This window comes from Burkholderia sp. SJZ089, from assembly GCF_007828315.1.
Classification (GTDB): Bacteria; Pseudomonadota; Gammaproteobacteria; order Burkholderiales; family Burkholderiaceae; genus Burkholderia; species Burkholderia gladioli.
Genome location: NZ_VIUM01000001.1, coordinates 701,309 through 724,651 on the forward strand (window position 1 = coordinate 701,309; position 23,343 = coordinate 724,651).

Consider the following 23,343-nt stretch of genomic DNA (forward strand, 5'->3'; position numbering starts at 1 on the left):
ATGGATCTCGCCCGACACCTCGCCGCGCGCCTGCTGCAGGGACTCACCGCGATCGTGCTGATCGCGATCGTCAATTTCTGCCTCGTGCATGCGGCGCCCGGCGACCCGGCCGCCGTGATGGCCGGCGAGGCCGGTGCCACCGACCCGCAGTATGTCGCGCAGCTGCGCAGTCGATTCGAGCTCGACCGCCCGCTGCCGGTGCAGCTCGCGAACTACCTGTCGCACCTCGCGCGGCTCGACCTCGGCTATTCGTATCGGCAGCAGCAAGGCGTGGCGCACCTGATCGCCGAACGCCTGCCCGCCACGCTGCTGCTGACCGGCTCGGCCTTCGTGCTCTCGCTCTCGCTCGGCATCACGCTCGGCGCGCTCGCGAGCCGGCGCCCCGGCGGCTGGCTGGACACGCTGATCTCCGCGGGCGCGACGCTGTGCTATGCCACCCCGCTCTACTGGCTCGCGCTGATGGCGGTGCTGGTGTTCTCGGTGCGGCTCGACTGGCTGCCGGCGTTCGGCTACGCCAGCGTCGGCGGCGCGCCGCCCAGGCTGGGCGCCGTGCTCGACGTCGGCGCCCATCTGGTGCTGCCGGCCGGCACGCTGGCGCTGTTCTACATGGCGATCTACGTGCGCATGACACGCGCGGCGATGCTCGACGTGGCGCGCCTCGAGTTCGTCCGCACCGCCCGCGCGCGCGGCGTGCGGGCGGCCCGCATCTGGCGCGCGCACGTGCTGCGCAACGCGCTGCGCCCGGTGGTGACGCTCGCGGGCATGCAGGCCGGCGCGCAGATCGGCGGCGCGATCCTGACCGAAACGGTGTTCGCCTGGCCCGGCATCGGCCGCCTGATGTTCGATGCGCTGATGCAGCGCGACTACACGCTGCTGCTCGGCTGCCTGCTGGTGACCGCGGCGCTCGCGGTCTGCATGAACCTGCTGACCGACTGCCTGATGCTGCTCGTCGATCCGCGCATCGCACCGGCCTGACGGAGATCCCATGCACGCCACCGCGCCTGCCTTCCTGCACCGCTTCCTGCGCCACCGCGGCGCGCTCGCCGGCCTGGTCGTGCTGGCCTGCGTCGCGGCCGCCGCGCTGCTCGGCCCCTGGCTCGACACCAACGACCCCTGGGCCATGGTGCAGCAGCCGTTCCTGCAGCCGCTGGCCGCGCCCGGCCTGCCGCTGGGCACCGACCTGCTCGGCCGCGACCTGCTGGCGGGCATGCTGCACGGCGCCCGCGTCTCGCTGCTGATCGCGCTCGTCTCGACCGCGGCCGCGCTGCTCACCGGCATGCTGGTGGGCGCCGTCGCCGGCTATGCGGGCGGCTGGGCCGATCTCGTGCTGATGCGCTTCACCGAGCTGTTCCAGTCGATTCCGGGCTTCGCGCTGGCGATCGTGCTGGTATCGATCTTCGAACCGTCGCTGGGCTCGATCGTGGCGGCGATCGCCGCCGTCTCGTGGCCGCCGGTGGCGCGGCTGATGCGCGCCGAATGCCAGTCGCTGCGCCAGCGCGATTTCGTGCTGGCCGCGCGGCTGGCCGGCCGCCCGGCCTGGCGCATCGCCTTCGGCGAGATCCTGCCCAACGCGAGCGCGCCGATCGTGGTGATGGCCTCGATGATGATTTCCAGCGCGATCCTGCTGGAATCGAGCCTCAGTTTTCTCGGGCTCGGCGATCCGAACCTGATGAGCTGGGGCTACATGGTGGGCGCGGCCCGCACGGCGCTGCGCGAAGCCTGGTGGATGGCGGTGTTCCCGGGCCTCGCGATCGTGCTGTCGGTGCTGGCCTTGAATCTCGTCGGCGACGGCCTCAACGACGCGCTCGACACGCGTCTGGCGGAGCGCACGCGATGAGCGACACGGTGCTCGAGATCGATCGGCTCAGTATCGCCCTGCCGCCCGGCGCGGCGCGTCGCCATGCCGTGCACGACGTGTCGCTGCGCCTGCGCGCGGGCCGCACGCTCTGCGTGGTCGGCGAATCAGGCTCGGGCAAGTCGATGCTGGCGAGCGCCGTGATCGGCCTGCTGCCCGCGCCCGGCATCCGCGCCACAGCCGGGCGCATCGTGCTCGGCGGCGAGGACCTGCTCGCGCTCGGCGCCGAACGCATGCGCGCGCTGCGCGGCCGGCGCATCGGCATGGTGTTCCAGGAGCCGATGTCGGCGCTCGATCCGCTGATGCGGATCGGCGCGCAGCTCGGCGAGGGACTCGACGCGCACCGGTCCCTGCCGGCCGCGCAGCGCCGCGCGCGGATCCTCGCCGCGCTGCGCGAGGCGGGCCTGGAGCCGCCCGAGCCTTGGCTCGACTGCTACCCGTTCCAGCTTTCGGGCGGCCAGCGCCAGCGCGTGCTGATCGCCTGCGCGATGCTGCTGGAGCCGGTCCTACTGATCGCCGACGAGCCGACCACCGCGCTCGACGTCACGACCCAGGCGCAGATCCTGCGCAACCTGCGCGCGATGCAGCGCCGACGCGGCACCGCCTTGCTGTTCATCACGCACGATCTCGGCGTGGCCGCGCAGATCGGCGACGACCTGGCCGTGATGCTCGACGGCGAGGTGGTCGAGACCGGGCCGCTCGAACGGGTGCTGTCCTCGCCCGCCCATCCCTATACGCGCCGCCTCGTCGCGGCGATGCCCGACGGCAGGCGCGGCCCGCGCGCGGTGCCGCGCAACGCGCCGCGCGTGCTCGAAGTGAGCGGGCTGAGCAAGACCTATTCCGCCCGCGGCTGGCCGTGGCGTCGCGGCGCGGGCGTCGACGCCGTGCGCGCCGCCGGATTCGTGCTGCATCGCGGCGAAACGCTCGGCCTGGTGGGCGAATCGGGATCGGGGAAATCGACGCTGGGGCGCTGTGTGGCCGGCCTGGTGCGCGCCGACGCCGGCCGCATCGCGTTCGCCGCCGGGCGGCCGGTGCCGGTGAAGGGCCGGATCCAGATGGTGTTCCAGGACCCGCAGGCTTCGCTGAACCCGCGCCGCAGCGTCGGCGCCGCGATCGCCGCCGGCCCGCTCGCGCAGGGCATGCCGCGTGTCGACGCGATGCGCCGCGCGGCCGAGCTGCTCGAACTGGTCGGACTCGGCGCCGACGCGGCCGCGCGCTATCCGCACGCGTTCTCGGGCGGCCAGCGCCAGCGCATCGCGATCGCCCGCGCGCTCGCCACCGAACCCGAGCTGCTGATCGCCGACGAACCGCTGTCGGCGCTCGACATGCCGGTGCAGGCCCAGGTGCTGGCCCTGCTGGCCGATCTGCAGGCGCGCTTCGGGCTCGCCATGCTGTTCATCACGCACGACCTGCGCGTGGCCGCGATGATCTGCGACACGCTCGCGGTGATGCGCCACGGGGAAATCGTCGAGACCGGCGAGACCGCTCGCGTGCTGGCCCACCCCGCGCATCCCTACACGCGCGCGCTGATCGACGCCGTGCCGGTCATGCCCGCCTGGTTCGCGGCACGGCGGGAGGACCAGGCATGAAGGCCGTTTACAGCGACGCGCACGCGCGGCACGATCCGCAACACTTCCTGGTGCGCGGCAAGCTGCGGCGCACCCATGAGCGACCGGAGCGCGCCGAGCGGCTGGCGGCCGCCGCCCGCACCGACGGCCACGTGCTGCTGGCGCCACCCGACCATGGCCTCGCGCCGATCGCGGCCGTCCATACCCCGGCCTACCTGCGCTTCCTCCAGACCGCGCATGCGCGTTGGCAAGGGCTCGACGATCCGTCCGACGAGGTCAGGCCCAATATCCATCCATTCCCGGGGCAGCCGGCCACTTACCCGGACAGCGTGCTCGGCCAGGCCGGCTACCATCTCGGCGACGGCGCCTGCCCGATCGGCCCGCACACCTGGGAGGCGGCCTACGCCTCGGCGCAGGTGGCGGCGCATGCCGCGCAACTGGTGGCCGACGGCGAACCCGCCGCCTACGCGATATGCCGCCCGCCCGGCCATCACGCCTATGCCGAGCGCGCCAACGGCTTCTGCTACCTCAACAACACGGCGATCGCCGCCCAGGCGCTGCGCCGCGTGCATCCGCGCGTGGCGATCCTCGACATCGATGTCCATCACGGCAACGGCACGCAGGGCATCTTCTACCGGCGCCGCGACGTGCTGACCGTGTCGCTGCACCGCGACACGCGCGATTTCACGCCGTTTTTCACCGGCTACGCCCACGAGCGAGGCGAGGCCGACGGCGAGGGCTACAACCTCAACCTGCCGCTGCCGCGCGGCACCGGCGACGCGGCCTACCTGAACGCGCTCGGCGAGGCCTGCGCCCGGATCCGCGCCTTCGCGCCGGGCGCGCTCGTGGTGGCGCTCGGGCTCGACGCCCACGAGCATGATCCCTATCAGGCGCTGGCCATCACCACCGCCGGGTTCTTCCAGATCACGGCCGAAATCGCGCGGCTCGGGCTGCCGACCGTGCTGGTGCAGGAAGGCGGCTATCTGTCGGCGAGTCTCGGCGAGAACCTGTCGAGCGCGCTGCGCGGCTTCCTGAGCGTGGCCTGAGCGTGCCCTGAGCGCGGACCGGACAGCTTGCCGGCCGCCGACGGGCGCGGGCGGCACCGATCCGGGGCCGGATTCCGCGTGCCTCGCCCCGCCCTCGGCCGGTTTGCTTTGGCGCGAAGGACAAGCATAATGCGCTCGATGGGCCGCCTCGGCTCCGCTCTCTCCAACCCGCAACACCGACCTTCGGGAACCGGCCATGACCTTATCAGGACTCTTGATCTTCGCCACGGCGCTGCTGATCACCGCCGGCTCGCCCGGACCCAGCATCGCGGCGCTCGTCTCGCGCGTGCTGACCAACGGCATCCGCGACGTGCTGCCGTTTCTCGCCGCGATGTGGCTGGGAGAGGCGCTGTGGCTCGGCTGCGCGGTCGCGGGGCTCGCGGTGCTGGTCCATGCCTTCGAGAAGGTGTTCCTGGTGATCAAGTACGCCGGCGTGCTCTATCTGCTCTACCTGGCCTGGAAGATGTGGTTCGCTCCCGCCGAACTGGGCGGCGGCGAGCTGCCCAGGGGACAGTCGCCGCTGCGCATGTTCCTGGCGGGCCTGACCGTCACGCTCGGCAATCCGAAGATCATGGTGTTCTATCTGTCGCTACTGCCGGCCATCATCGACCTCTCACGCGTCGGCCCGATCGAATGGGCCCAGCTCACCGTCACCATGTTCCTGGTGCTGATCTCGGTCGATTTCGGCTGGTCGATGCTCGCCTCGCGCGCGCGCGGCCTGCTCCGGAGCCGGCGCGCGGTGCGCGCGGCCAACCGCTCGGCCGCCGTCATGATGGCCGGTGCCGCGGTATCGATCGCGGCGCGCTGATCCCCCGGCCTGCCGCCCGAACGCGGGACGGGGCGGCCCATGCCGCGGCCGCCCCGTCTTGCCCCCTCATCCCGCCCCCTCGTCACGCGGCCGCTACGCCTTCACCAGCACGTTGGCCGCTTCCGTATAGCGTCCGCAGGCATCGACGATGATGCGCGCCTCCTGGCCCAAGCGCCCGTAATCGATCGCGTCGTGGTCGCAGGCGATCAGCACCGCGTCGTAATGCGCGGCATCGCCGGCATGCGTCGCCACCCGCGTGAGCGGCCGGCCGGCGCCGTGGCCGGGGCGAATCGTCTCGACATGCGGGTCGACGAACTCGACGTGCACGCCCTTGGCCTGCAGCAGCTCGATGATCGCGATCGACGGCGACTCGCGCACGTCGCCGATGTTCTTCTTGTAGGCCACGCCCACCACCATCACGCGCGCGCCGCGCAGCGCGATGCCGGCGTCGTTGAGCGCCTCGCCCAGCTTCTGCGCGACCCACGACGGCATGGCGCCGTTGAGCTCGTTGGCGGCATCGACCAGGCGCAGCGTGCAGCCGAGCTCGCGCCCCTTCCAGACCAGATAGTAGGGATCGACGGGAATGCAGTGCCCGCCGAGCCCGGGGCCTGGCCGGAACGCCGAGAAGCCAAACGGCTTGGTTGCCGCCGCCGCGATCACCTCGTGCACATCCACTCCGCCCATGCGGTGGCAGAGCATCTTCAGCTCGTTGACCAGCGCGATATTGACGAGCCGGTAGACGTTCTCGAACAGCTTGGCGAGCTCGGCGGTGGCCATCGTCCGCACCGGGATCACGGTGTCGATCACCGCGCCGTAGAGTGCCAGCCCGACCTCGAGGCAAGCGGTGGTGGCGCCGCTGCAGATCTTGGGAATGGTGCGCGTCGAGAACTGCGCGTTGCCGGGGTCCTCCCGCTCGGGCGAGAAGCAGACGAACACATCCTCGCCCACCACCAGGCCGCGCTGCTCGATGCGTCGGCACAGCATGTCGTCGGTGGTGCCCGGATAGCTGGTGCTTTCGAGCGAGATCACCTGACCGCGCCGCAGATGCGGAAGGATCGCCTCGATCACGGCCTCCAGATGGCGGAAATCGGGATTCTTGTGCCGATCCACCGGCGTGGGCACGCAAATCACCATGACGTCGACCTCGGCGGCCGCGCGAAAATCCGCGGTGGCGCGCAGGCCCTGGCGCCGCGCCTCGGCGAAGCGCGCGTCGTCGATCGACGAGAGGTAGCTCTCGCCGTCGTTGAGCATCGCCACGCGCGCGGCGTCCACGTCGAAACCGAGTACCGGGAAATCCTCGCCGGCGAAGCAGAACGACAGCGGCACGCCCACGTAACCGAGCCCGAACACGCCGATCACCGCCGTGCGGTCGCGCAGTTTGTCGAGTAGCTGATTCTTGAGATCCATGGTCACTCCTGGCCGGTCACGCGGCGGCGCCGTCCTCGCGGTTCTTGATCCACCGGGCGCAATCCTCGGCCCAGTGCAGCCCTTGCTCGCGCGCGAGCCCCAGCGCGTGCGCGCCTTTCTGATAGAGATGGAACTCCACCGGACGGCCTGCCCCGACGAGCCGCTCGACATAACGCATCGAGTTCTCGGGCGGCACCTCGGTGTCCTCGGCGGTATGCCAGACGAAGCTGCGCGGGGTGCTCGCGCCGACCGCCTCGATCGGGCTGAAGGCACGCCGCCAGGCGGCATCGTCGTGGTGCGCGCCGAGGAAGTTGCGGCGTGTCTCGTCGTGGCCGAGCGGCGCCATCAGGCTCAGCACGCCGTAGCAGAGCACGCAGAATTCGGGCGCCATGTCGAGCTCGACATGGCGATCCACGCCATGCTCGGCCAGTTGCGCCCGGCCCGCGCCCGTCGCCAGCACGGCGGCGAGATGCGCTCCGGCCGAGGTGCCGATATAGCCAACCCGGTCCGGCCGGTAGCCGAGCTCTGGCGCCAGCTCGCGCGCGAGCGCCAACGTACGCAGCGCGTCGGTGCACATGGCGCGGAAATCGTAGCCCTCGGAGCCGAGCCGGAAGGCCGGCGCGAACACGGTCAGCCCGCGCTCGGAGAACCAGCGCCCGTAGTCGCGCCCCGACTTCGGCGAGAGGAAGCTGTAGGCGCCGCCCGGCAGCGCGATCAGCGCATGGCTGTCGCGCTCGACGCCGCCGTCGGGCAGGTAGATGTCGAGTGCCACCTCGCGGGCCCGATCGTCGGGCCTGGCGAATGGCGCCTCGCCGTCGTAGAGCGTGATCCGTCGTACGCTGCTCATCGTTCGCCTCCCGTACCCGACAGCAGGTCGGTGACCTGGCCGCGCGCCTCGTCGATCACGAATTCGGAACCGGCCCAGGCCTGGGCGGGATCGATCGGCTCATTGCTCCGCGCCAGCGCGCAGCGGCAAGCCTCGAGGCCGTCGAGCAGCCAGGCATGGCGCGCCGGATCGAGGCCGACGGCGGCGAACCAGTCGCTGAGCACCTGCCGGTAGCAGCGCATGATCGGCGCGTGGCGCGCCACGATGATCCGCTCGGCCAGCCGCTCGGCGGCCGCCTCGCGCGCCTCGTGGTCCAGGGCCGCCAGCGGCCCGGTCAGGTCGAGACCGAGCTCGGCGCCCACCGCGGCCAGTGCGTCCGGCTCGCCGAGCAGCCGGTCGAGCACGCGCGATTCGAGCAGCCTGCGTGCCGGCGCCTCCGCGAGCGCCAGCATGATCAGCGCATTCTTCAGCAGCCAGCGCAGCGGGAACGCGATGCGCTCGGGGAACGCCACCTGCTCGTAGAAGCTGTCGGGATAGCCGCGGATCTCGCGCTCGACCTGATCCTGGATCCGCGTCATGTGCAGGTAGAGCCCACTGGCGCGCGCGATGGAGTCGGCCCGCACGTCGCCGTAGAAGATGTGACGCGTCAGGCGGAAGTTGCGGACCATCTTGGCCAGGCGATCGGTCTCGGTCTCGGCGTAGTACCGCGCATCGCCGAGCGCCACCCGGCAGCCCACCGCCTGCAGCACGCGGCCCGACTGATAGTCGGTGCCGGTCACGATCTTCAGCGACGGGCTCGACAGCTGATGCTGGCCGCCGATCGCGAAGCTCCAGCAGCGGAACGTCTTCAGCGCGTCGCTGGTGTCCGGCAGCACGGCCTCCTCGAGAAAGCCGAAATCGGTAAACAGGCGCCGCAGGAACAGGTCATGGCCGATCAGGGCATGCCATTTCCACTTCTCGTCGCGCTCGATGGCGTCGTTCTCGAGATACACGACGGCGCGATCCTCGCCCGACACCGGCAACTGCTGCAGCAGCAGTTGCCCGTCGGGGAAACATTTCGCGAGATGGCCCCGCGGATCGCGCAGCCAGACGGGGCGCCCGCCCGCGCCGGCGACGAGCCGCCGGCGTTCGGCGCGCGACAGATGTCCGTAGGCGTCGAGCGCGGCCAGCGAGAAGCCCACCTCGTGCACGGCGGCGTCGGGCGGAATCGTGAAGTCGGCATCGAGCGCGGCGTAGCGCCGGAAGAAGCGCAGCGCGGCCGTCAGCTTGTAGATCAGGAACGGCATCACGCCATCGACGTTCGCGTGGGTGGCCAGGATCGTGTCGATCTCGCGCAGCACGCCGCCGTGATAGACGGTATCGCCGTCCGACACGCCGATCGTGGCGCGCTGCAGGCGCGACCAGTCGCCGTCCGATTCGCTCATCGCCAGCAGCGTGGCCATCGCGCGGTCGGTGCCGTAGCGCGCGGCACTGCCGCCGCCGGGCGTCGGCTGGTTGAGGTAATAGACGCGCGCGGCGGTGGCGTTGCGCTCGATCAGCCGCTTCACCAGCATCGGCGAGCTGTCCGATGAATTGTTGTCGACCATCAGGATCACCACGCGCGCCAGGTCGAAATCCTGGTTCAGCAGCGACAGCAGCGTGGCCTCGATATGCGGCTGCTCGTCCATGAACTTCACGATCACGAACACATCGCGGCCTTCGGCGGCCAGCGCGGCCACGTCGGCCAGCGGCGCGACCTGCGCGGTGCCGAAATGCGCGGCGCGCATGCCCAGATGGTCGCTCACGAGCTGGCGCTGCCAGCCGCGCACGGTATCGGCATCGGCCTCGCCGGGCGTACCCGGCTTGCCGCCGACGAGCGCCTCGCGCGCGCGCAGGATCCGCTGCGCCAACGCGATGTGCGCCTGCGGTATCGCATTGACGTTGGACGTGCCGATCAGTGCCAGCAAGCGGCTCTGCAGCACGTCGGCGGCCGGCTTCGCCCGGTTGCCAAGCGACGAGCAGGCGTTCAGGAACAGCGTTCGGGGTTCTCGCATCGATTCCTCTCAGCCAAGGGTGTGTCCGATCAGTTCGCCGAGCCGCCGGCCTGCCTCGCGCAGGACGGCTTCGGGGTAATAGGTGAAGGCCAGCCGGATGCCGTTGCCGTGCGCGCCGATGCAGGAAAACGCGTCGCCTGTGTGGAACGCGACCCCGGCGGCCAGCGCTCGGCGCCGCAGCTCAGCCATGTCGAGCGAGGCCGGGCAGTCGAGCCAGGCGAAGTAGCCGCCGCTCGGCTCGTGAAAGCGCACGCCTGCCGGCAGCCTCTCGCGCAGCGCCCGCGACAGCGCGAGACGGCGCGCCGCGCCGATGTCGTTCAGCTCGTCGAGAATCGCTTGCTGCTCGCCGCGCGCCAGCAAGTCGGCCACCACCCGCGCGGTGATCGGCGAGACGCCGCCGGCGCTGAGCAACTCGCCCGATCCGGCCAGGCGATCGAGCAGCGCGGCCGACCCATGGAGCCATCCGAGGCGCACGCCGGGCGCGAGGATCTTGGAGAACGAACCGACCGAGACGATCCGCTCGTCGCCATGGCGATACATGCACTCGGGCATGGGCTCGCCGACGAACTGATACACCTCGTCGAACAGCATCCAGAGACCATGGCGCGCCGACAATGCGCGCAGCGCCTCGCGCTTGGAGGCCGACAGGGAAATGCCGGTCGGATTGTGATTGACGGGGATGCTGTAGAGCATATCCACCCGACGCTGGCCCAGCCATTGCTCGAGCTGCTCGACGTCGAGGCCGTCCGCCTGCATCGGGATCGGCAGCAGCTCGACATCCCAGTCCGCGAACATGCGCAGCGCGAGAAAATAGCTCGGATCCTCGACCGCGATGGTCGCGCGGGCAGGCAGGACAAGCTTCAGCATCAGGTCGATCGCGTGCGAGGCGCCGCCGATCACGAGCAGTTCGTCCACCGGCACGGCACGGCCGTTGCGCGACGTCAGGAACGACGAGAGCGCCTCGCGCAGCGCCTGCGAGCCGGCTTCCGGCGCGTACTGGAACGAGGCGTCGCCGTCCTGCACGAACAGCCGCCGGCACGCCTCGCCCCAGCGTCGCGACGGGAACCAGCGGTCCTCCATCTGCCCGATTCTCAGATCGACCATCCGATCGACTTCCCGATCCATCGTATCCACCCTGTCCTCCCGTTCCGTCGCGCCCCGCGGCATCGGCCCGGGCGCCTCGCATGCGTGCCGCGCGGCGCGGCTCACCCCCACTCGCGGGACCGCTCCGCGCGCCGCGCGACGGGCCGCTCCGGATACAGCAGATCACCATCGATCGCCGCGACCGAGCGACATCCGCACAGCGTCATGGCCAGCCGCAACTCGTCGGCCAGCAGCCTCAGCACCGCCTCGCTGCCGGCGGCGCCGTCCACCGCGAGCCCGTAGATCGCGGGACGGCCGACCAGCACCATGCTCGCCCCCATCGCCAGCGCCTTGAGCACGTCCTCGCCGCGCCGGATGCCGCCGTCGACCAGCACCGGCACGCGTACCGCCTCGACCACCTCGCGCAGCACGTCGAACGGCGAGACGCAGCCGTCGATCTGCCGCGCGCCGTGGTTCGACACCACGACGGCATCGGCGCCCGCCGATACGCAGGCCCGCGCATCGGAGGCGCGCAGGATGCCTTTCACGATCAGCCGGCCCGGCCATGCCGCGCGAATCCGGCGCAGCGCCGCCTGGTCGAACGTCATATCCATCTGGCGGCGCAGCAGGCTTGCCTGCGCGAGCGGATCGCGCACGTCGAGCACGCGCTCGATGTTCCGCAGGCGCAGGTCCGCGAGCCGGCTGCCATGCCGCCAGTAGCGCGGGGTGCACAGCACGTCGATACAGTGCGCGGCCCGCAGCCGGAACGGCAGCGCGAAACCGTTGCGCAGATCGCGCTCGCGCTTGCCGCTCACCGGCACGTCGACGGTCACCACCAGCGTCTCGCATCCCGCCGTGCGCAGGTCCGCGAGCAGCGCGTCCGACAGCGCCGCCTCCATCACATAGAGCTGGAACCACATGCGAGCGGGCCCCGCGATCGCGACGGCTTCTTCCACCGCGCTGTTCGACGCCATCGACATCACGAACGGCAGGTTCGCGCGCGCCGCGGCCGTCGCCAGGTGCAGGTCGCCGTGGCGCCGGAAGCAGCCGCTCATGCCCACCGGAGCGATGCCGATCGGCGCCGCATAGGCGCGGCCGAACAGCGCCGCGTGTGTCGTCACGCTCGACACGTCGACGAGCCGGCGCGGATGCAGGCGGATCTCGCCCGGGCGCTGCAGGTTGTATCGCAGGCCCGCCTCGTCACCGGCCCCACCCTCGAGGTAGTCGAAGATGAAGCGCGGCAGACGACGCCGGGCCGCGCGCCGATACTGCTCGACGCTGTGGAGCCGCCCGCTATGCATGGCCGGCCCATTCGCCGTCGACGAAACGGCTGCCGACGCGCTGGCTGTTCACCACCAGCACGCAGACCACGCCGGGCAGCAAGGAAGCGAACAAGCCGGTGATCCAGCGGCTGCCGATGCGATCCTCCATGCCGCGCATGCAGGGCGGCTGCCAGCCGCGAGCCGGCACCGGCGCGGCCACGTAGCACGAGGCGATGCGCAGGCGCAGCTCGGGCGACAGCACGTGGAAACCGTCGTGCAACGAGGTGGACGCGCAGGCGTAACGCGCGAGCCTCTCGTCGAGCGCCTCGTGGTCGGGCGGGCAGTGGCGAGCGGCCGGCAACTGAAAGACCGGCAGCCGGGCCGCGTCGTCGGCCACGATGAGGCCGAAGCCATGGAAATCACGGCTCGACTTCGCCAGCACGGAATCGACCAGCGCATCGAGCGCGTCGGGACGCCAGCGCGCGTCGACCCGACGCGCGTCGTCGAATGCATTCATGGTTCGGACCTGGAGCCGGATTAGAAGCGGCGATGGCGACGCGGGAAGTAGTCGTGCATGGTGCCGGCACGTTCGATGTCGACGGTCGCGCAATGGAGCCCGCCGCCGAACGGGGCGACGTCCCAGAACGGCACCGGGATCACCTCGAACCCGAGTCGATCGAGCTGCTCCTGCTGGGCGAACTCGCTCGCCTCGACGAACACGGTGCGCTCGTCCAGGCTCAGCAGGTTCATCGACAGCCACTGCGAGCAGAAGCAGAGCTGCGGCAGCGATTCGCGCGTGCGTGCCGGCTTCGCGGCCGGGACGATCTGCCAGTCGTTGAGCCGGAAATACTCCACCATCTCCGGGTCGGCCGCGCGTTCTCCGCAATGGAGCGCGAGCCCGGGCCGCAACGGCACGAGCGTCGCGTCGATATGCTGCGGGTAGAAATTGTCGAACGTCACCGCGTGCACGCGATGATCCGGGAAATGGTCGCGCAGCCAGCGATAGCCGAGCTGGTTCGTCACCATCGACAACTGCACGAACAGGTCCTTGCCGAAGCGCACCATATCGGCGGCGTCGAACAGCGGCTCGGCCTCGGTCAGCAGCAGCCGGTTGGCGCGCACGCGCTCGATCTTCTCCTCGTCGGACAGCGCCGGATAAGCCGTGTGGAAATCGGCGTGATAGGACGCGTCGGTCAAGCGCGGCTTGGGCGCCGCCTCCCAGCGCATCGCCGCGTCGTCGCGGTAGTAGTCGAGCAGCAACGGCCGATAGCACAGATACTCGAACCAGCGGCTGCGTTGCGACATGGTCGCCTCGAGAATCTCGTTGCCCACCACGATCAGCACGTCGCGCGGCGGCATGCAGCCGAACATCGACTGCTGCGTCCAGTCGGGCGTGGCCACGGCCTGCGAAAAATCGAATGCCGGCGGGCGGTCCACCACCACGCCGCGATCGGTCAGCAGCTTCGCGAGGTGATCGAGCTGGGCGTCCGCCGCGGACACGAAATCGTCGGGCATCGGCCCGAAGCTGCCGTGCGGGAAACCGTGCTCGGGCCAATCTCGCGAGACGGCCGGCTCGGGTGCCTGCACCATCGTCCCGCGCGCCCGCCCCACCATGATCCGCCGCAGCGGCGCCCATTCGTCCCAACTATTGACGCGCGCCGGCGGCGTGCGGCCGGCATTGCCGATTTCCGTTTGCATCCATCTATCTCCGATCAGGATCAGGTTCCGCCGACGGCGCGCATCCACCCCGTGTCCTCGGCACGACATGCTTCGCATCGAGACGCCTCGGCCATACTAGTGCCGCGCCGACCCGCCGCGAATCGTTAATTCCGAATGCGCGCATGCGTTCGATGCATGGGATCGGCAGCGCTCGCCGCGCCGAGGCACGGCCCGCGGTCGCGCACTTTTCTCAGGCGGCCGCCCGGCGAACGACGGCCCGACCCGCCGGACGATTTTCGGATTCGCTGAAATGGGAAAGCGCCGCCTCCGACGAAGACGGGAGGTGGTGGAGACGCGCCGGTTCGCGGTTCGGCGCCGCCGCGTCGATCGCCTCGCGAGCGCATCCGGTTAGCGCGATCGCGCATATGCTTGGCTCGATTTCTTGGTGGCCGGCTCGGCGGCGGCCCGGCAGAATCGACGGATCATTTCCGACCGACGAGGACCTTGCATCGTGAGCCGCGACCTTCTGCTTCTGCTCGAACCGGGTTTCACCGATCCCGCCCATCCCGGCGAACGTTTCGTCTGCCCCTACGGCATCCCGATCGAGGGACTGCTGGCGGCCGCGCCCGATCGCGCGGCGCGGCTCGACGTGAAGCGCCTGCCCTTCCCGCGCCCGCGCCCCGAGGTGATCGCGGCCCTGGACGAGGCCCACCAGGGCCTGCCGGTGCTGGTGCTCGGCGACGAACATCCGCTGCCCGAGGACGCCGTCGCACTCGGCGACAAGCATTACGTCACGGATACCAAGCGCATCCTGACCTTGCTGGCCGAGCGGCACGGCTTCCCCAAGCTCCATTGACGCGCCCGCGATGAGTGCCACGCCACCACGCCGCCTGCACCTGAACGTCAACGCCTGGCTGCAGGGCTTCGCGCCCTCTTCCTGGCGCGTACCCGGGAATTCGCCGCGCGGCTTCGTCGAGATCGAGCATTACCTGCGCATCGCGCGCATCGCCGAGGCCGGCAAGTTCGACGCGATCTTCCTGGCCGATTCGGTCAGCCTCGACGGCCTGGCCACCGGCCCGATCACCGCGCTCGAACCCACCGTGGTACTCACCGCGGTGGCCGGCGCCACTACCCACCTGGGCCTGATCGCCACCGCCTCCACCAGCTACAACGAACCCTACAACCTGGCGCGCCGCTTCGCCTCGCTGGACCTGGTGAGCGGCGGGCGCGCGGGCTGGAACATCGTCACCACCGCCGACCTGCAATCGGCGCGCAACTACGGCCTCGACGCGGTGCCCGACCACGCCACGCGCTACCGCCGTGCGGCCGAGTTCACCGAGATCGTCAAGGCGCTGTGGAATAGCTGGGGCGATGACGCCTTGCTGGCCGATGCCGCCAGCGGGCGCTTCGTCGATCTCGACAAGCTGCGCGCGGTCGAGCATCGGGGCGAGTTCTTCGCGGTGCACGGCGTGCTGAACCAGCCGCGCTCGCCGCAAGGCCATCCGGTGCTGGTGCAGGCCGGCGGCTCGAACGACGGCCGCGCGCTGGCCGCGCGGCATGCCGAGGCGGTATTCTCGGCCTCGGCTTCGTTCGAGGAAGCGCTCGACTACGCGCAAGGCCTCAGGCACGCCGCCGAGGCGCAGGGCCGCGGCGCGGACGCGATCCGGATCTTCCCCGGCCTGGGCACCTTCATCGGCGGCACCGAGGCCGAGGCGAAACGCCGGCATCGCGAGCTGATCGACCTGATCCCGCCCGAGCACAGCCTGCGGCGGCTGGCCGGCCGGCTCGGCGTCGCGCCGGAGCGGCTCGCGCTCGACCAGCCGCTGCCGGAAGACCTGCCGCTGCCGGCCAACGGCAACCACACCTTCTTTCGCACCATCCTGGCGCGCTCGCGGCAGCACGGCTACACGCTGCGCGAACTGCTGCGCGAGCTGGCCGGCGGCGGCGGGCATCGCGAGATCGTCGGCACGCCCGAGCAGATCGCCGACGATATCGAGCGCTGGTTCCGCGCCGGCGCGGCCGATGGCTTCAATCTCATGCCCGACGTGCTGCCGGGCGGCTTGCAGGACTTCGTCGATGAAGTGGTGCCGATCCTGCAGAGGCGCGGGCTGTTCCGCACCGAGTACGAGGGCGGCACGCTGCGCGAGCACCTGGGGCTGGCGCGACCGGCGGCCTGAGCCGCGACGCAAGGCGCGGCCCGGACCCGCCCCGGCGCGCAAGCGTGCTCAGAACGTATGCTGCATGCCCACCCCGAGCGTGTTGCCGGTCGGGTTGCCGCTGAGCTTGTCGTAGGAATAGACCGCGTAGACGAAGGTGCGCCGCGACAGCACGTATTCATAGGCCAGGCTCGCCGTGTTGCGGATGTCGCTCGCGTTGGCCGGCTTGCTGTGATGCGTGCGCGCCCACTCGGCCAGGATCAGGTTGGTGGGCGTGATGCGCACCGTGGTACCCAGCTCGTAGGTATGCGAGCCCGATTCCGCGCCGTGGTTGCTGGTGGTCTGGGCGGCCGCGTAGAGCTTCACGTACTTCGTGTCGTAGGCCGCGCCGGCCAGGTACAGGTACTGCCCCGCGCTCGGCGCCACCGCCGCGGTGCGCACGTGCTGCGCCGAGAACACCGCCGTCAGCGGCCCGCTCGCATAGGTCAGGTGCAGGCCGAGGTTGTCCTTGCCCTGGTGGCCGACGGTGCCGCTCACGCCGTAGATCACCGTGCCGGTCAACCCGCCGTAGTTCGGCGAGACGTACTCGAGCGCGTTGTCCCACACGGTATCGCCGATCTCGGTGTTGTCGTAGGTGCTGGTATAGGACTGCACGATCAGCGGCGAGAACACCACCGAGGAGCCGAACGGGTTCACCAGCTGCTGGTTGATGTAGGTCGGGTTGGTCTGCTCGCCGATCCGGAACGTGCCGTAATGCGCCGAAGCCAGGCCCACATAGGCATTGCGCGAGAAGAAACCGTCGGTGGTGTTGCGCCCCATCTGCCCGGTATTGGGCCGGAAGAAGCTCTCCAGCGAGAACACCACGGCATTGCCGCCGCCGATCTCCTCGCGCCCGCGCACGCCCCAGAACGAGGTGGTCATGCCGCCGCCGCCCACCTGCGCAGTGCTGGCCTTCGAGGTGCTGAGCTTGGAGGTGTCGACGTACATGCCGATCAGGCCGTACAGCTGCACCGAGCCCGAGGCGGTGGCCAGCGCGGCGGCCGAGGAGGCGTTGAGGTCGTCGGCGCGGGCCTGGCCCGACAGCACGGCGATCAGGATGCCGAACAGTATGGCGCGATGAGGCACGTTGGGCAGACAGGGCGCGAGCGATGTGCGATGCATGACGGTATCTCCAGATGTTTTTTTGAGTGCGAGCGGCCCCTGCCGCGCCGCGCGGAGCGCGGGCGGAAGCAGGCGCTTCGGTTGTGATGGGTTCGGCCGGCCAGGCGAGGCTTCGCTGCCCCTGCAGCGAAGCCCGCGGATCAGCCCGCCCGGCGGCGCGACATCACCGCGTCGAGCTTGTCGCGATCGAGTTCGCGCTCCCAGGCGGCCACCGCCAGGGTGGCGACGCCGTTGCCGATGGTGTTGACGATCGCCAGGCCCGTGCCCATGAAGCGATGGATGCCGAGGATCAGCACCATGCCCGAGACGGGGATCAGCGGGAACACCAGCAAGGTGGAGGTGAGCATCACGAAGGCCGCGCCGGCCACGCCGCTGGCGCCCTTCGAGGTCAGCATCGCCACCCCGACCAGGGTCAGCTGCTGGACCAGGCTGAGCTCGACGTTGAAGGCCTGGGCGATGAACAGCACCGCCATGGTCAGGTAGATGTTGGTGCCGTCGAGGTTGAACGAATACCCGGCCGGCACCACCAGCCCGACCACCGATTTCGAGCAGCCCAGCGCCTCCAGCTTCTCCAGCATCTGCGGCAGCGCCGCCTCGGAGGAACTGGTGCCGAGCACGATCAGGATCTCCTCGCGGATATAGCCCATGAAGCGCAGGATGCTGAAGCCGAGCGCGCGCGAGATCGCGCCGAGCACCACCACGATGAACACCAGCAGGGTCAGGTAGAACGCGCCGATCAGCTTCAGCAGCGGCAGCACCGCGCCGATCCCGTAGGTGCCGATGGTGAAGGCCATCGAGCCGAAGGCGCCGATCGCGGCCACCTTCATGATGATGTGCACGATCCCGAAGAAGGTATGCGCGACCTGGTCGATCAACTGGGTCAGCGCCCGGCCGCGTTCGCCGAGCGCGGCCAGCGCGGCGCCGAACAGCACCGAGATCAGCAGGATCTGCAGCACGTTGCCGGTGGTGAAGGCGCTCACCAGCGTCTCCGGAATGATGTGCATCAGGAAGTCGACGGTGTTCTGGTGATGCGCGGCCGTGGTGTAGTCGGCCAGCGCCTTGGTGTCGAGCCTGGCCGGATCGAGGTTGAAGCCGGCGCCGGGCTTGAGCAGGTGCCCGCCGATCAGGCCGACCACCAGCGACAGCGTCGAGACCACCTCGAAGTAGAGCAGCGCCTTGCCGCCCACGCGCCCCACCTTCTTCATGTCGCCCATGCCGGCGATGCCGGCCACCACGGTACAGAAGATGATCGGGCCGATCACCATCTTGATCAGCTTGATGAAGGCATCGCCGAGCGGCTTCATCTTGACCGCCAGCGAGGGCGCGAAATGGCCCAGCAGCACGCCCAGCACGATGGCGGCGAACACCTGGAAATACAGCGCGCGGTAGAACGGCTTGCGCGGGCTGCGCGCGGTCTGGGTCAGGGTGGCGCTCTCGTTCACGAGGCCTCCCCGGTGCCGCGGGCGGCGGCGCTATCGAAGCGGATCATGCATGTCTCCTGGTGGGTGTCGCCGGTGCCTCGGCACCGGCTTCCTGAACGGCTCCGCCGTCTGGCGCGGCGGTGGGTGCATCAGGTCGAATCGTCGAACGGGCCGGCCGAGGCGGGCCCGATTCAATGGCCTCGATGCAGCGGCCGTGTTGGGGGCATGGACTCAGCGGCCATACAAGCGGTTCGGATTATCGACCAGCAGCTTCTGCCGCAACTGCGCGTCCGGGCAGAAGCGGAACAGCAGGTCGATCAGGCCGCCGTCGTTCGGCATGTCCTTGCTGATGTTCGGATGCGGCCAGTCGGTACCCCACAGCACGCGATCGGGTGCCGCCTCGATCAGCGCGCGCGCGAAGGGAATCGCATCGTCGAAGGGCTTGCGGCCCACCGAGACGCGCTCGGCGCCGCAGACCTTGACCCAGGCCAGCGGGTTGCGCATCAGTTCCAGCAGCTCCGCGAAGGGCTGCTGCTCGAGCCCCGCCTCGGCGCGCACGCGGCCCATGTGGTCGATCACGAAGGGCACCTCGATGCGCTCGATCCGGTCGGCGTAGGTCAGGATGTCCTGCGCGTCGAGGTGCAGCACCACGTGCCAGCCCAGGTGCTGGATGCGCTCCAGCACGCGGTCGAACACGTCCAGGTCGGGCGCGCCGCCCAGGTGGGCCACGAAATTGAAGCGCACGCCGCGCACGCCGCGCGCGTCCAGCTCGGCCAACTGCTGGTCCGTGATGTCGCCGTCGACGATCGCCACGCCCTTGTAGCGCCCCTCGCTGCGTGCGATCGCATCGAGCATCGCCGTGTTGTCGGTGCCGTGGCAGCTCGCCTGCACGATCACGCCGCGTTCGAGACCCAGGAAGTCATGCAGGTCGACCAGGCGCGCGTAGGGCGCGTCGGGCGGGGTGTAGCTGCGATCGGGCGCATACGGGAACACGTCGCCGGGGCCGAACACGTGGCAGTGGGCGTCCCAGGCGCCGGCGGGCAGGCCCTGCGAGGGACGAGTCGGGTTCGGATCGGGAGGCAGGCAGGATTTCATGGAGTGTCTCAAGGGGGCCGCTCGCGGCGGCCTGTTTCGCAATATTCGGGAATGGGATGCATTGTCGAGCTTCCGCGTGACCACTACAATCGCCATACCGAACTAGCTGATATGTGAAATTCACATACCAAAGCCATGGATCTCAAGCAACTCGATGCCTTCGTCCACGTCGCCGAACTCGGCAGCTTCACGCGCGCGGCCAACACGCTCAATACCAACCAGCCGGCGCTGAGCCGGCTGGTGCGGCAACTGGAGGTGGAACTGCGCCATACCCTGCTGGAGCGCAACGGCCGCGGCGTGACGCTGACGCCGGCCGGCCAGCGCATGCTGGCGCACGCCAAGGGCCTGCAGCAGCAGGTGCAGCGTGCCTCGCAGGATCTCGACGAGCTGCGCGGCACGCCGGGCGGCCATTTCGGCATCGGCATCACGCCCAGCTTCGCGCGGGTCGGCACGCTGGCGCTGGTGCGGCGCTTCCGGGCCTCGTTCCCGGGCGCCACGCTGTCGGTCGCGCAGGGCCTGTCGACCTACCTGACCGAGTGGCTGATGATGGGCCGCATCGACGTGGCCGTGCTCTACGACACCTTCGACACCCCCTCGATCGACAAGCGCACCATCCATACCGAGGAGCTGTTCCTGGTCGGGCCCGGCGGCGGCGACGGCGGCGAGGCCGGGCCGGAGCGCATCGAGACCATCGCGCTGCGCGAGATCGTGCGCTACCCACTGGTGATCCCGGGCCGCATGCACGCGATCCGTCATATGGTGGAGGCGGCCGCCGCCGAACAGGGGATCCGCCTGAACATCGAGCTCGAGGTGGACGGCGTGGCCTCGATTCTCGATTTGGTCAGCGAGGGGATCGGTCACGCGGTGCTGGCCCTCAACGCGATTCCCGCCGAGCTGCGCACCGGCCGCTTGCGGCTCACCCGCATCACCGAGCCGACCCTGTACAGCCGGCTGGCGATCGCCACCAGCCGGCGGCATCCGCTGCCGCAACTGGCGCGGCAGGCGATCGCCATGCTCGAGGCCGACGTGCTGCCGCTGTATGGCGCCACAGCGCCGGGGGCGGGCTACGACGCGATCTAGGACGAGCGCGGCTCGCCCACCTCCCGCCTCGCCCTTATCGCCGCACCTGCTTTCCTAGCGACGATTTCTTGGTTCGCGCGCCGCCGCGTCCTGCGTAAATTGCCAGGTTTCCCAGATGACACGGCGCCCCGCCGCCCCTCCCGGAGACCACCCGATGAAGCCGTCCTGGCTGCGCGTGCTGCGCCACGCCGCCCTGTCGATCGCCGCGCTCGCCGCCGGCGTCGCCGCCCTCGCCTCGCAGAACGCGACGGCCGCCCCTGCCGCGCCCGCCGAGATCCGCATCGACTACGCCTACTACTCGCCCGAAAGCCTGGTGATCCGCCATTTCGGCTGGCTCGAGGACGAATTCAAGCCCGACCACGTGGCGATCCGCTGGCTGCTGAGCCTGGGCAGCAATCGCGCGCTCGAATACCTGAACAGCGGCGCGACCGACTTCGGCTCGACCGCCGGCCTGGCCGCCGTGCTGGGCCGCGCCAACGGCAACCCGATCCGCGCCGTCTACGTGTTCTCGCGGCCGGAATGGACCGCCCTGGTGGTGCGCAAGGATTCGCCGATCCACACGCTGGCGGACCTGAAGGGCAGGAAGATCGCGGCCACGCGCGGCACCGACCCGTTCCTGTTCACGCTGCGCGCGCTGCACACGATCGGGCTCACGCGCGACGACGTGGAGCGGGTCAACCTCCAGCATCCCGACGGCCGCACCGCGCTCGCCAACGGCCAGGTGGACGCCTGGGCCGGCCTCGATCCGCACATGGCCGCGGCCCAGGTGGACGACGGCGCCAGGCTGCTGTACCGCAACGTCGGCTTCAATACCTACGGCTTCCTGAACGTGCGCGAGGCCTTCGCCAGCCAGTATCCGCAGGCCGTCACGCGCGTGCTGAAGGTGTACGAGAAGGCGCGGCTATGGATCGTCGCGCATCCTGACGAGACCGCGCGGATCGTCGCCGACGAATCGAAGGTCTCGCTGCCGGTGGCGAAGCTGCAGCTGCAGCGCAACGACTTCAGCGATCCGGTGCCCGGAGAAACCCAGCGCGCCGCGCTGAAGGCCGCCGCGCCGGTGCTGACCGAGGAGCAGTTGGTCAAGCCCGGCGTCGATCCCGCCAAGGTGGTGGACGCGCTGATCGACCCGAGCTTCGCGCGGCCGCTGGCCGCCTCGCGCTGAACATGGCCCGCTTCGCCACCCGCGACGACGCGCTGGCCGCGCCAGACGCTTCGTCGACGCCCAAGCCGAAGCCGAGGCACCTGCACTCGCGCGAGGACGCCGCGCCGCCGCCCGCGCGCCGCGATGCGCTGCGCGCCTGGCGTCTCGCCGGGCTGGCGCTGCCGGTGCTGCTGCTCGGCCTGGTCGAGCTGGCCGTGCGCGCCGGCTGGCTGCCCGATCACCTGGTGCCGGCGCCGAGCGAGATCTTCGCCACGCTCGAACGAATGGGCCTGGCGCGCCTGATGCGCCATGTCGGCGCGAGCACGCTGCGTGTGGCGGCCGGTTTCGCGGCCGGCGCGGGGCTGGCGCTGGCGGTGGGCGCGGCGATGGGCCTGAGCCGGCGCATCGACGCGCTGCTGGAACCGAGCTTCCAGGCGCTGCGGGCGATCCCCTCGCTGGCCTGGGTGCCGGTGCTGCTGCTGTGGCTCGGCATCGACGAGGCGCCCAAGATCACGCTGATCGCGATCGGCGCCTTCTTCCCCGTGCATCTGGCGGTGGTGGCCGGGATTCGCGGCGTGGACCGCAAGCTGGTCGAGCTGGGCGCGGTCTATCGGCTCGGCGCCTTCGCGCTGTTCCGCCGGATCCTGCTGCCGGCCGCGCTGCCGCAGATCTTCACGGGCTTGCGCACCGGCCTGAGCCTGGCCTGGATGTTCATGGTGGCCGCCGAGCTGATCGCGGCCACGCGCGGGCTCGGCTTCCTGCTCAGCGACGGGCGCGAGACCGGGCGGCCCGACCTGGTGTTCGGCGCGATCCTGCTGCTGGCCCTGCTCGGCAAGCTCAGCGACGGCGCGATGCGCCGCATCGAGCGGCGCTGGCTGGGCTGGCGCGATGCCTTCGACGGCACCCGGCGCAAGGAGGCGGCATGAGCGACACCCGCCTGCTGCCCGAGCGCGTCGCCGCAACTGCTCGCGACGACACCCCGCTGCTCGACCTGCGCGTCGAACGCAAGTGCTACGACGGCCGCATCGTGCTGGCCGATATCGCGCTGCAGGTGGCGCGCGGCGAGATCGTCTGCCTGGTGGGGCCGAGCGGATGCGGCAAGAGCACCCTGTTGCGCATCGTCGCCGGGCTCGACGGCGACTATCGCGGCGGCGTGCGCCTGGATGGCCAGCCGCTCGACGGCCCCTCGGCGCGCATCGGCGTGATCTTCCAGGAGCCGCGGCTGCTGCCCTGGCTGTCGGTGGCCGACAACGTCGGCTTCGCGGCCGGCTCTCGTGCTACTCGCGGCTCTCGCCACGGCCGCGCGGCCGAGGTCGAGCGCTTGCTGGCCGAGGTCGGGCTGGCGGGGCAAGGCGCCCTGCTGCCCTCGGCGCTGTCGGGCGGCATGGCGCAGCGCGCCGCGATCGCGCGCGGCCTGTTCGGCGAGCCGGAACTGCTGCTGCTCGACGAGCCGTTCAGCGCCGTCGACGCGCTCACCCGCATGCGCCTGCAGACCCTGCTGCTCGGCGTGGTACAGCGCCATGGCACGGCGGCGATCGTGGTCACGCACGATCTCGACGAGGCGCTCTACCTCGGCGATCGCGTGCTGATGCTGGGCGCCGATCCGGGTCGCATCGACGAAGCGGTGCAAGTCGATATCGAGCGGCCGAGAGACCGGCGCGACGCGCGTCTGGCGGCGCTGCGCGGGCGCCTGCTCGATGCGTTCCACCGGCTGCACGACGCCGGGGATTAAGGAGGGCGTG

The 23,343-nt window shown here is 70.4% G+C and carries 21 protein-coding genes; 11 read left to right on the top strand and 10 right to left on the bottom strand.

Features of this window, described 5'->3' with window-relative positions:
- The 5 genes from FB600_RS02730 to FB600_RS02750 all read left to right on the top strand — a co-directional run bounded on the left by FB600_RS02730 (position 1) and on the right by FB600_RS02750 (position 5,277).
- Positions 1-975, top strand: coding sequence for an ABC transporter permease (locus tag FB600_RS02730; protein ID WP_145756202.1), 975 nt, complete (start codon positions 1-3; stop codon positions 973-975).
- A 10-nt stretch (positions 976-985) separates the two neighbouring features.
- Positions 986-1,837: an ABC transporter permease gene (locus FB600_RS02735; protein ID WP_098183119.1), complete on the top strand. Its 852-nt coding sequence runs from the start codon at positions 986-988 to the stop codon at positions 1,835-1,837.
- Positions 1,834-3,444: a dipeptide ABC transporter ATP-binding protein gene (locus tag FB600_RS02740; RefSeq protein WP_098183120.1), complete on the top strand. Its 1,611-nt coding sequence runs from the start codon at positions 1,834-1,836 to the stop codon at positions 3,442-3,444. The genes FB600_RS02735 and FB600_RS02740 overlap by 4 nt, the downstream gene beginning before the upstream one ends.
- Complete coding sequence (locus FB600_RS02745) at positions 3,441-4,469, top strand: histone deacetylase family protein (RefSeq protein WP_098183121.1); 1,029 nt, start codon at positions 3,441-3,443, stop codon at positions 4,467-4,469. Before FB600_RS02740 ends, FB600_RS02745 begins: the two co-directional genes overlap by 4 nt.
- 196 nt (positions 4,470-4,665) lie before the next feature.
- A complete protein-coding gene (locus tag FB600_RS02750; protein ID WP_098183122.1) occupies positions 4,666-5,277 on the top strand; it encodes a LysE family translocator in 612 nt (203 codons plus the stop codon).
- 93 nt (positions 5,278-5,370) lie between these two features.
- Here FB600_RS02750 and FB600_RS02755 read toward each other — a convergent pair whose 3' ends face one another.
- The 7 genes from FB600_RS02755 to FB600_RS02785 form a co-directional block, all read right to left on the bottom strand.
- Entirely contained in the window at positions 5,371-6,684 is a 1,314-nt protein-coding gene (locus FB600_RS02755) for a nucleotide sugar dehydrogenase (RefSeq protein WP_145756203.1), read from the bottom strand.
- Between the two features lie 16 nt (positions 6,685-6,700).
- Entirely contained in the window at positions 6,701-7,531 is an 831-nt protein-coding gene (locus FB600_RS02760) for an alpha/beta hydrolase (protein ID WP_227744050.1), read from the bottom strand.
- A complete protein-coding gene (locus tag FB600_RS02765; protein ID WP_098183124.1) occupies positions 7,528-9,543 on the bottom strand; it encodes a glycosyltransferase family A protein in 2,016 nt (671 codons plus the stop codon). The genes FB600_RS02760 and FB600_RS02765 overlap by 4 nt, the downstream gene beginning before the upstream one ends.
- Before the next feature lie 9 nt (positions 9,544-9,552).
- Positions 9,553-10,647, bottom strand: a complete 1,095-nt coding sequence (locus tag FB600_RS02770; protein ID WP_227744051.1) for a PLP-dependent aminotransferase family protein — start codon at positions 10,645-10,647, stop codon at positions 9,553-9,555.
- A 101-nt stretch (positions 10,648-10,748) separates the two neighbouring features.
- Complete coding sequence (locus tag FB600_RS02775) at positions 10,749-11,927, bottom strand: alpha-hydroxy acid oxidase (protein WP_145756204.1); 1,179 nt, start codon at positions 11,925-11,927, stop codon at positions 10,749-10,751.
- Positions 11,920-12,405: a hypothetical protein gene (locus FB600_RS02780; protein ID WP_098183127.1), complete on the bottom strand. Its 486-nt coding sequence runs from the start codon at positions 12,403-12,405 to the stop codon at positions 11,920-11,922. Before FB600_RS02780 ends, FB600_RS02775 begins: the two co-directional genes overlap by 8 nt.
- Before the next feature lie 20 nt (positions 12,406-12,425).
- A complete protein-coding gene (locus FB600_RS02785; protein ID WP_098183128.1) occupies positions 12,426-13,586 on the bottom strand; it encodes a serine/threonine protein kinase in 1,161 nt (386 codons plus the stop codon).
- A 472-nt stretch (positions 13,587-14,058) separates the two neighbouring features.
- Between FB600_RS02785 and FB600_RS02790 the strand changes: the two genes are divergently transcribed.
- Both FB600_RS02790 and FB600_RS02795 read left to right on the top strand, forming a co-directional pair.
- Positions 14,059-14,403, top strand: coding sequence for a DUF3088 domain-containing protein (locus FB600_RS02790; RefSeq protein WP_013690686.1), 345 nt, complete (start codon positions 14,059-14,061; stop codon positions 14,401-14,403).
- Positions 14,404-14,413: 10 nt separating this feature from the next.
- On the top strand, positions 14,414-15,724 hold the full coding sequence (locus tag FB600_RS02795; RefSeq protein WP_145756205.1) for an LLM class flavin-dependent oxidoreductase: 1,311 nt from the start codon (positions 14,414-14,416) through the stop codon (positions 15,722-15,724).
- Positions 15,725-15,772: 48 nt separating this feature from the next.
- On the opposite strand, the gene FB600_RS02800 is transcribed toward FB600_RS02795, so the two are convergent.
- The 3 genes from FB600_RS02800 to FB600_RS02810 all read right to left on the bottom strand — a co-directional run bounded on the left by FB600_RS02800 (position 15,773) and on the right by FB600_RS02810 (position 19,380).
- Positions 15,773-16,864, bottom strand: coding sequence for a porin (locus FB600_RS02800; RefSeq protein WP_096751422.1), 1,092 nt, complete (start codon positions 16,862-16,864; stop codon positions 15,773-15,775).
- 140 nt (positions 16,865-17,004) lie between these two features.
- A complete protein-coding gene (locus tag FB600_RS02805) occupies positions 17,005-18,306 on the bottom strand; it encodes a dicarboxylate/amino acid:cation symporter (RefSeq protein WP_098152795.1) in 1,302 nt (433 codons plus the stop codon).
- Positions 18,307-18,516: 210 nt separating this feature from the next.
- The gene (locus FB600_RS02810) at positions 18,517-19,380 is read right to left on the bottom strand and encodes an amidohydrolase family protein (protein ID WP_096751424.1); all 864 of its coding nucleotides are present in this window, start codon (positions 19,378-19,380) and stop codon (positions 18,517-18,519) included.
- Between the two features lie 135 nt (positions 19,381-19,515).
- Between FB600_RS02810 and FB600_RS02815 the strand changes: the two genes are divergently transcribed.
- The 4 genes from FB600_RS02815 (at position 19,516) to FB600_RS02830 (ending at position 23,333) form a co-directional block, all read left to right on the top strand.
- Positions 19,516-20,460: a LysR family transcriptional regulator gene (locus FB600_RS02815; protein ID WP_098183133.1), complete on the top strand. Its 945-nt coding sequence runs from the start codon at positions 19,516-19,518 to the stop codon at positions 20,458-20,460.
- A gap of 154 nt (positions 20,461-20,614) precedes the next feature.
- Entirely contained in the window at positions 20,615-21,622 is a 1,008-nt protein-coding gene (locus FB600_RS02820; protein ID WP_145756206.1) for an aliphatic sulfonate ABC transporter substrate-binding protein, read from the top strand.
- Between the two features lie 2 nt (positions 21,623-21,624).
- A complete protein-coding gene (locus FB600_RS02825) occupies positions 21,625-22,527 on the top strand; it encodes an ABC transporter permease (RefSeq protein WP_098152802.1) in 903 nt (300 codons plus the stop codon).
- Complete coding sequence (locus tag FB600_RS02830) at positions 22,524-23,333, top strand: ABC transporter ATP-binding protein (protein ID WP_145756207.1); 810 nt, start codon at positions 22,524-22,526, stop codon at positions 23,331-23,333. Before FB600_RS02825 ends, FB600_RS02830 begins: the two co-directional genes overlap by 4 nt.
- Positions 23,334-23,343: the final 10 nt, after the last annotated feature.

Bases quoted from the DNA above. Each gene is read 5' to 3' on its own strand.
- FB600_RS02730 (WP_145756202.1), top strand. From the start codon at position 1: ATGGATCTCGCCCGACACCTCGCCGCGCGCCTGCTGCAGGGACTCACC.
- FB600_RS02735 (WP_098183119.1), top strand. From the start codon at position 986: ATGCACGCCACCGCGCCTGCCTTCCTGCACCGCTTCCTGCGCCACCGC.
- FB600_RS02740 (WP_098183120.1), top strand. From the start codon at position 1,834: ATGAGCGACACGGTGCTCGAGATCGATCGGCTCAGTATCGCCCTGCCG.
- FB600_RS02745 (WP_098183121.1), top strand. From the start codon at position 3,441: ATGAAGGCCGTTTACAGCGACGCGCACGCGCGGCACGATCCGCAACAC.
- FB600_RS02750 (WP_098183122.1), top strand. From the start codon at position 4,666: ATGACCTTATCAGGACTCTTGATCTTCGCCACGGCGCTGCTGATCACC.
- FB600_RS02755 (WP_145756203.1), bottom strand. From the start codon at position 6,684: ATGGATCTCAAGAATCAGCTACTCGACAAACTGCGCGACCGCACGGCG.
- FB600_RS02760 (WP_227744050.1), bottom strand. From the start codon at position 7,531: ATGAGCAGCGTACGACGGATCACGCTCTACGACGGCGAGGCGCCATTC.
- FB600_RS02765 (WP_098183124.1), bottom strand. From the start codon at position 9,543: ATGCGAGAACCCCGAACGCTGTTCCTGAACGCCTGCTCGTCGCTTGGC.
- FB600_RS02770 (WP_227744051.1), bottom strand. From the start codon at position 10,647: ATGGTCGATCTGAGAATCGGGCAGATGGAGGACCGCTGGTTCCCGTCG.
- FB600_RS02775 (WP_145756204.1), bottom strand. From the start codon at position 11,927: ATGCATAGCGGGCGGCTCCACAGCGTCGAGCAGTATCGGCGCGCGGCC.
- FB600_RS02780 (WP_098183127.1), bottom strand. From the start codon at position 12,405: ATGAATGCATTCGACGACGCGCGTCGGGTCGACGCGCGCTGGCGTCCC.
- FB600_RS02785 (WP_098183128.1), bottom strand. From the start codon at position 13,586: ATGCAAACGGAAATCGGCAATGCCGGCCGCACGCCGCCGGCGCGCGTC.
- FB600_RS02795 (WP_145756205.1), top strand. From the start codon at position 14,414: ATGAGTGCCACGCCACCACGCCGCCTGCACCTGAACGTCAACGCCTGG.
- FB600_RS02800 (WP_096751422.1), bottom strand. From the start codon at position 16,864: ATGCATCGCACATCGCTCGCGCCCTGTCTGCCCAACGTGCCTCATCGC.
- FB600_RS02810 (WP_096751424.1), bottom strand. From the start codon at position 19,380: ATGAAATCCTGCCTGCCTCCCGATCCGAACCCGACTCGTCCCTCGCAG.
- FB600_RS02815 (WP_098183133.1), top strand. From the start codon at position 19,516: ATGGATCTCAAGCAACTCGATGCCTTCGTCCACGTCGCCGAACTCGGC.
- FB600_RS02820 (WP_145756206.1), top strand. From the start codon at position 20,615: ATGAAGCCGTCCTGGCTGCGCGTGCTGCGCCACGCCGCCCTGTCGATC.
- FB600_RS02825 (WP_098152802.1), top strand. From the start codon at position 21,625: ATGGCCCGCTTCGCCACCCGCGACGACGCGCTGGCCGCGCCAGACGCT.
- FB600_RS02830 (WP_145756207.1), top strand. From the start codon at position 22,524: ATGAGCGACACCCGCCTGCTGCCCGAGCGCGTCGCCGCAACTGCTCGC.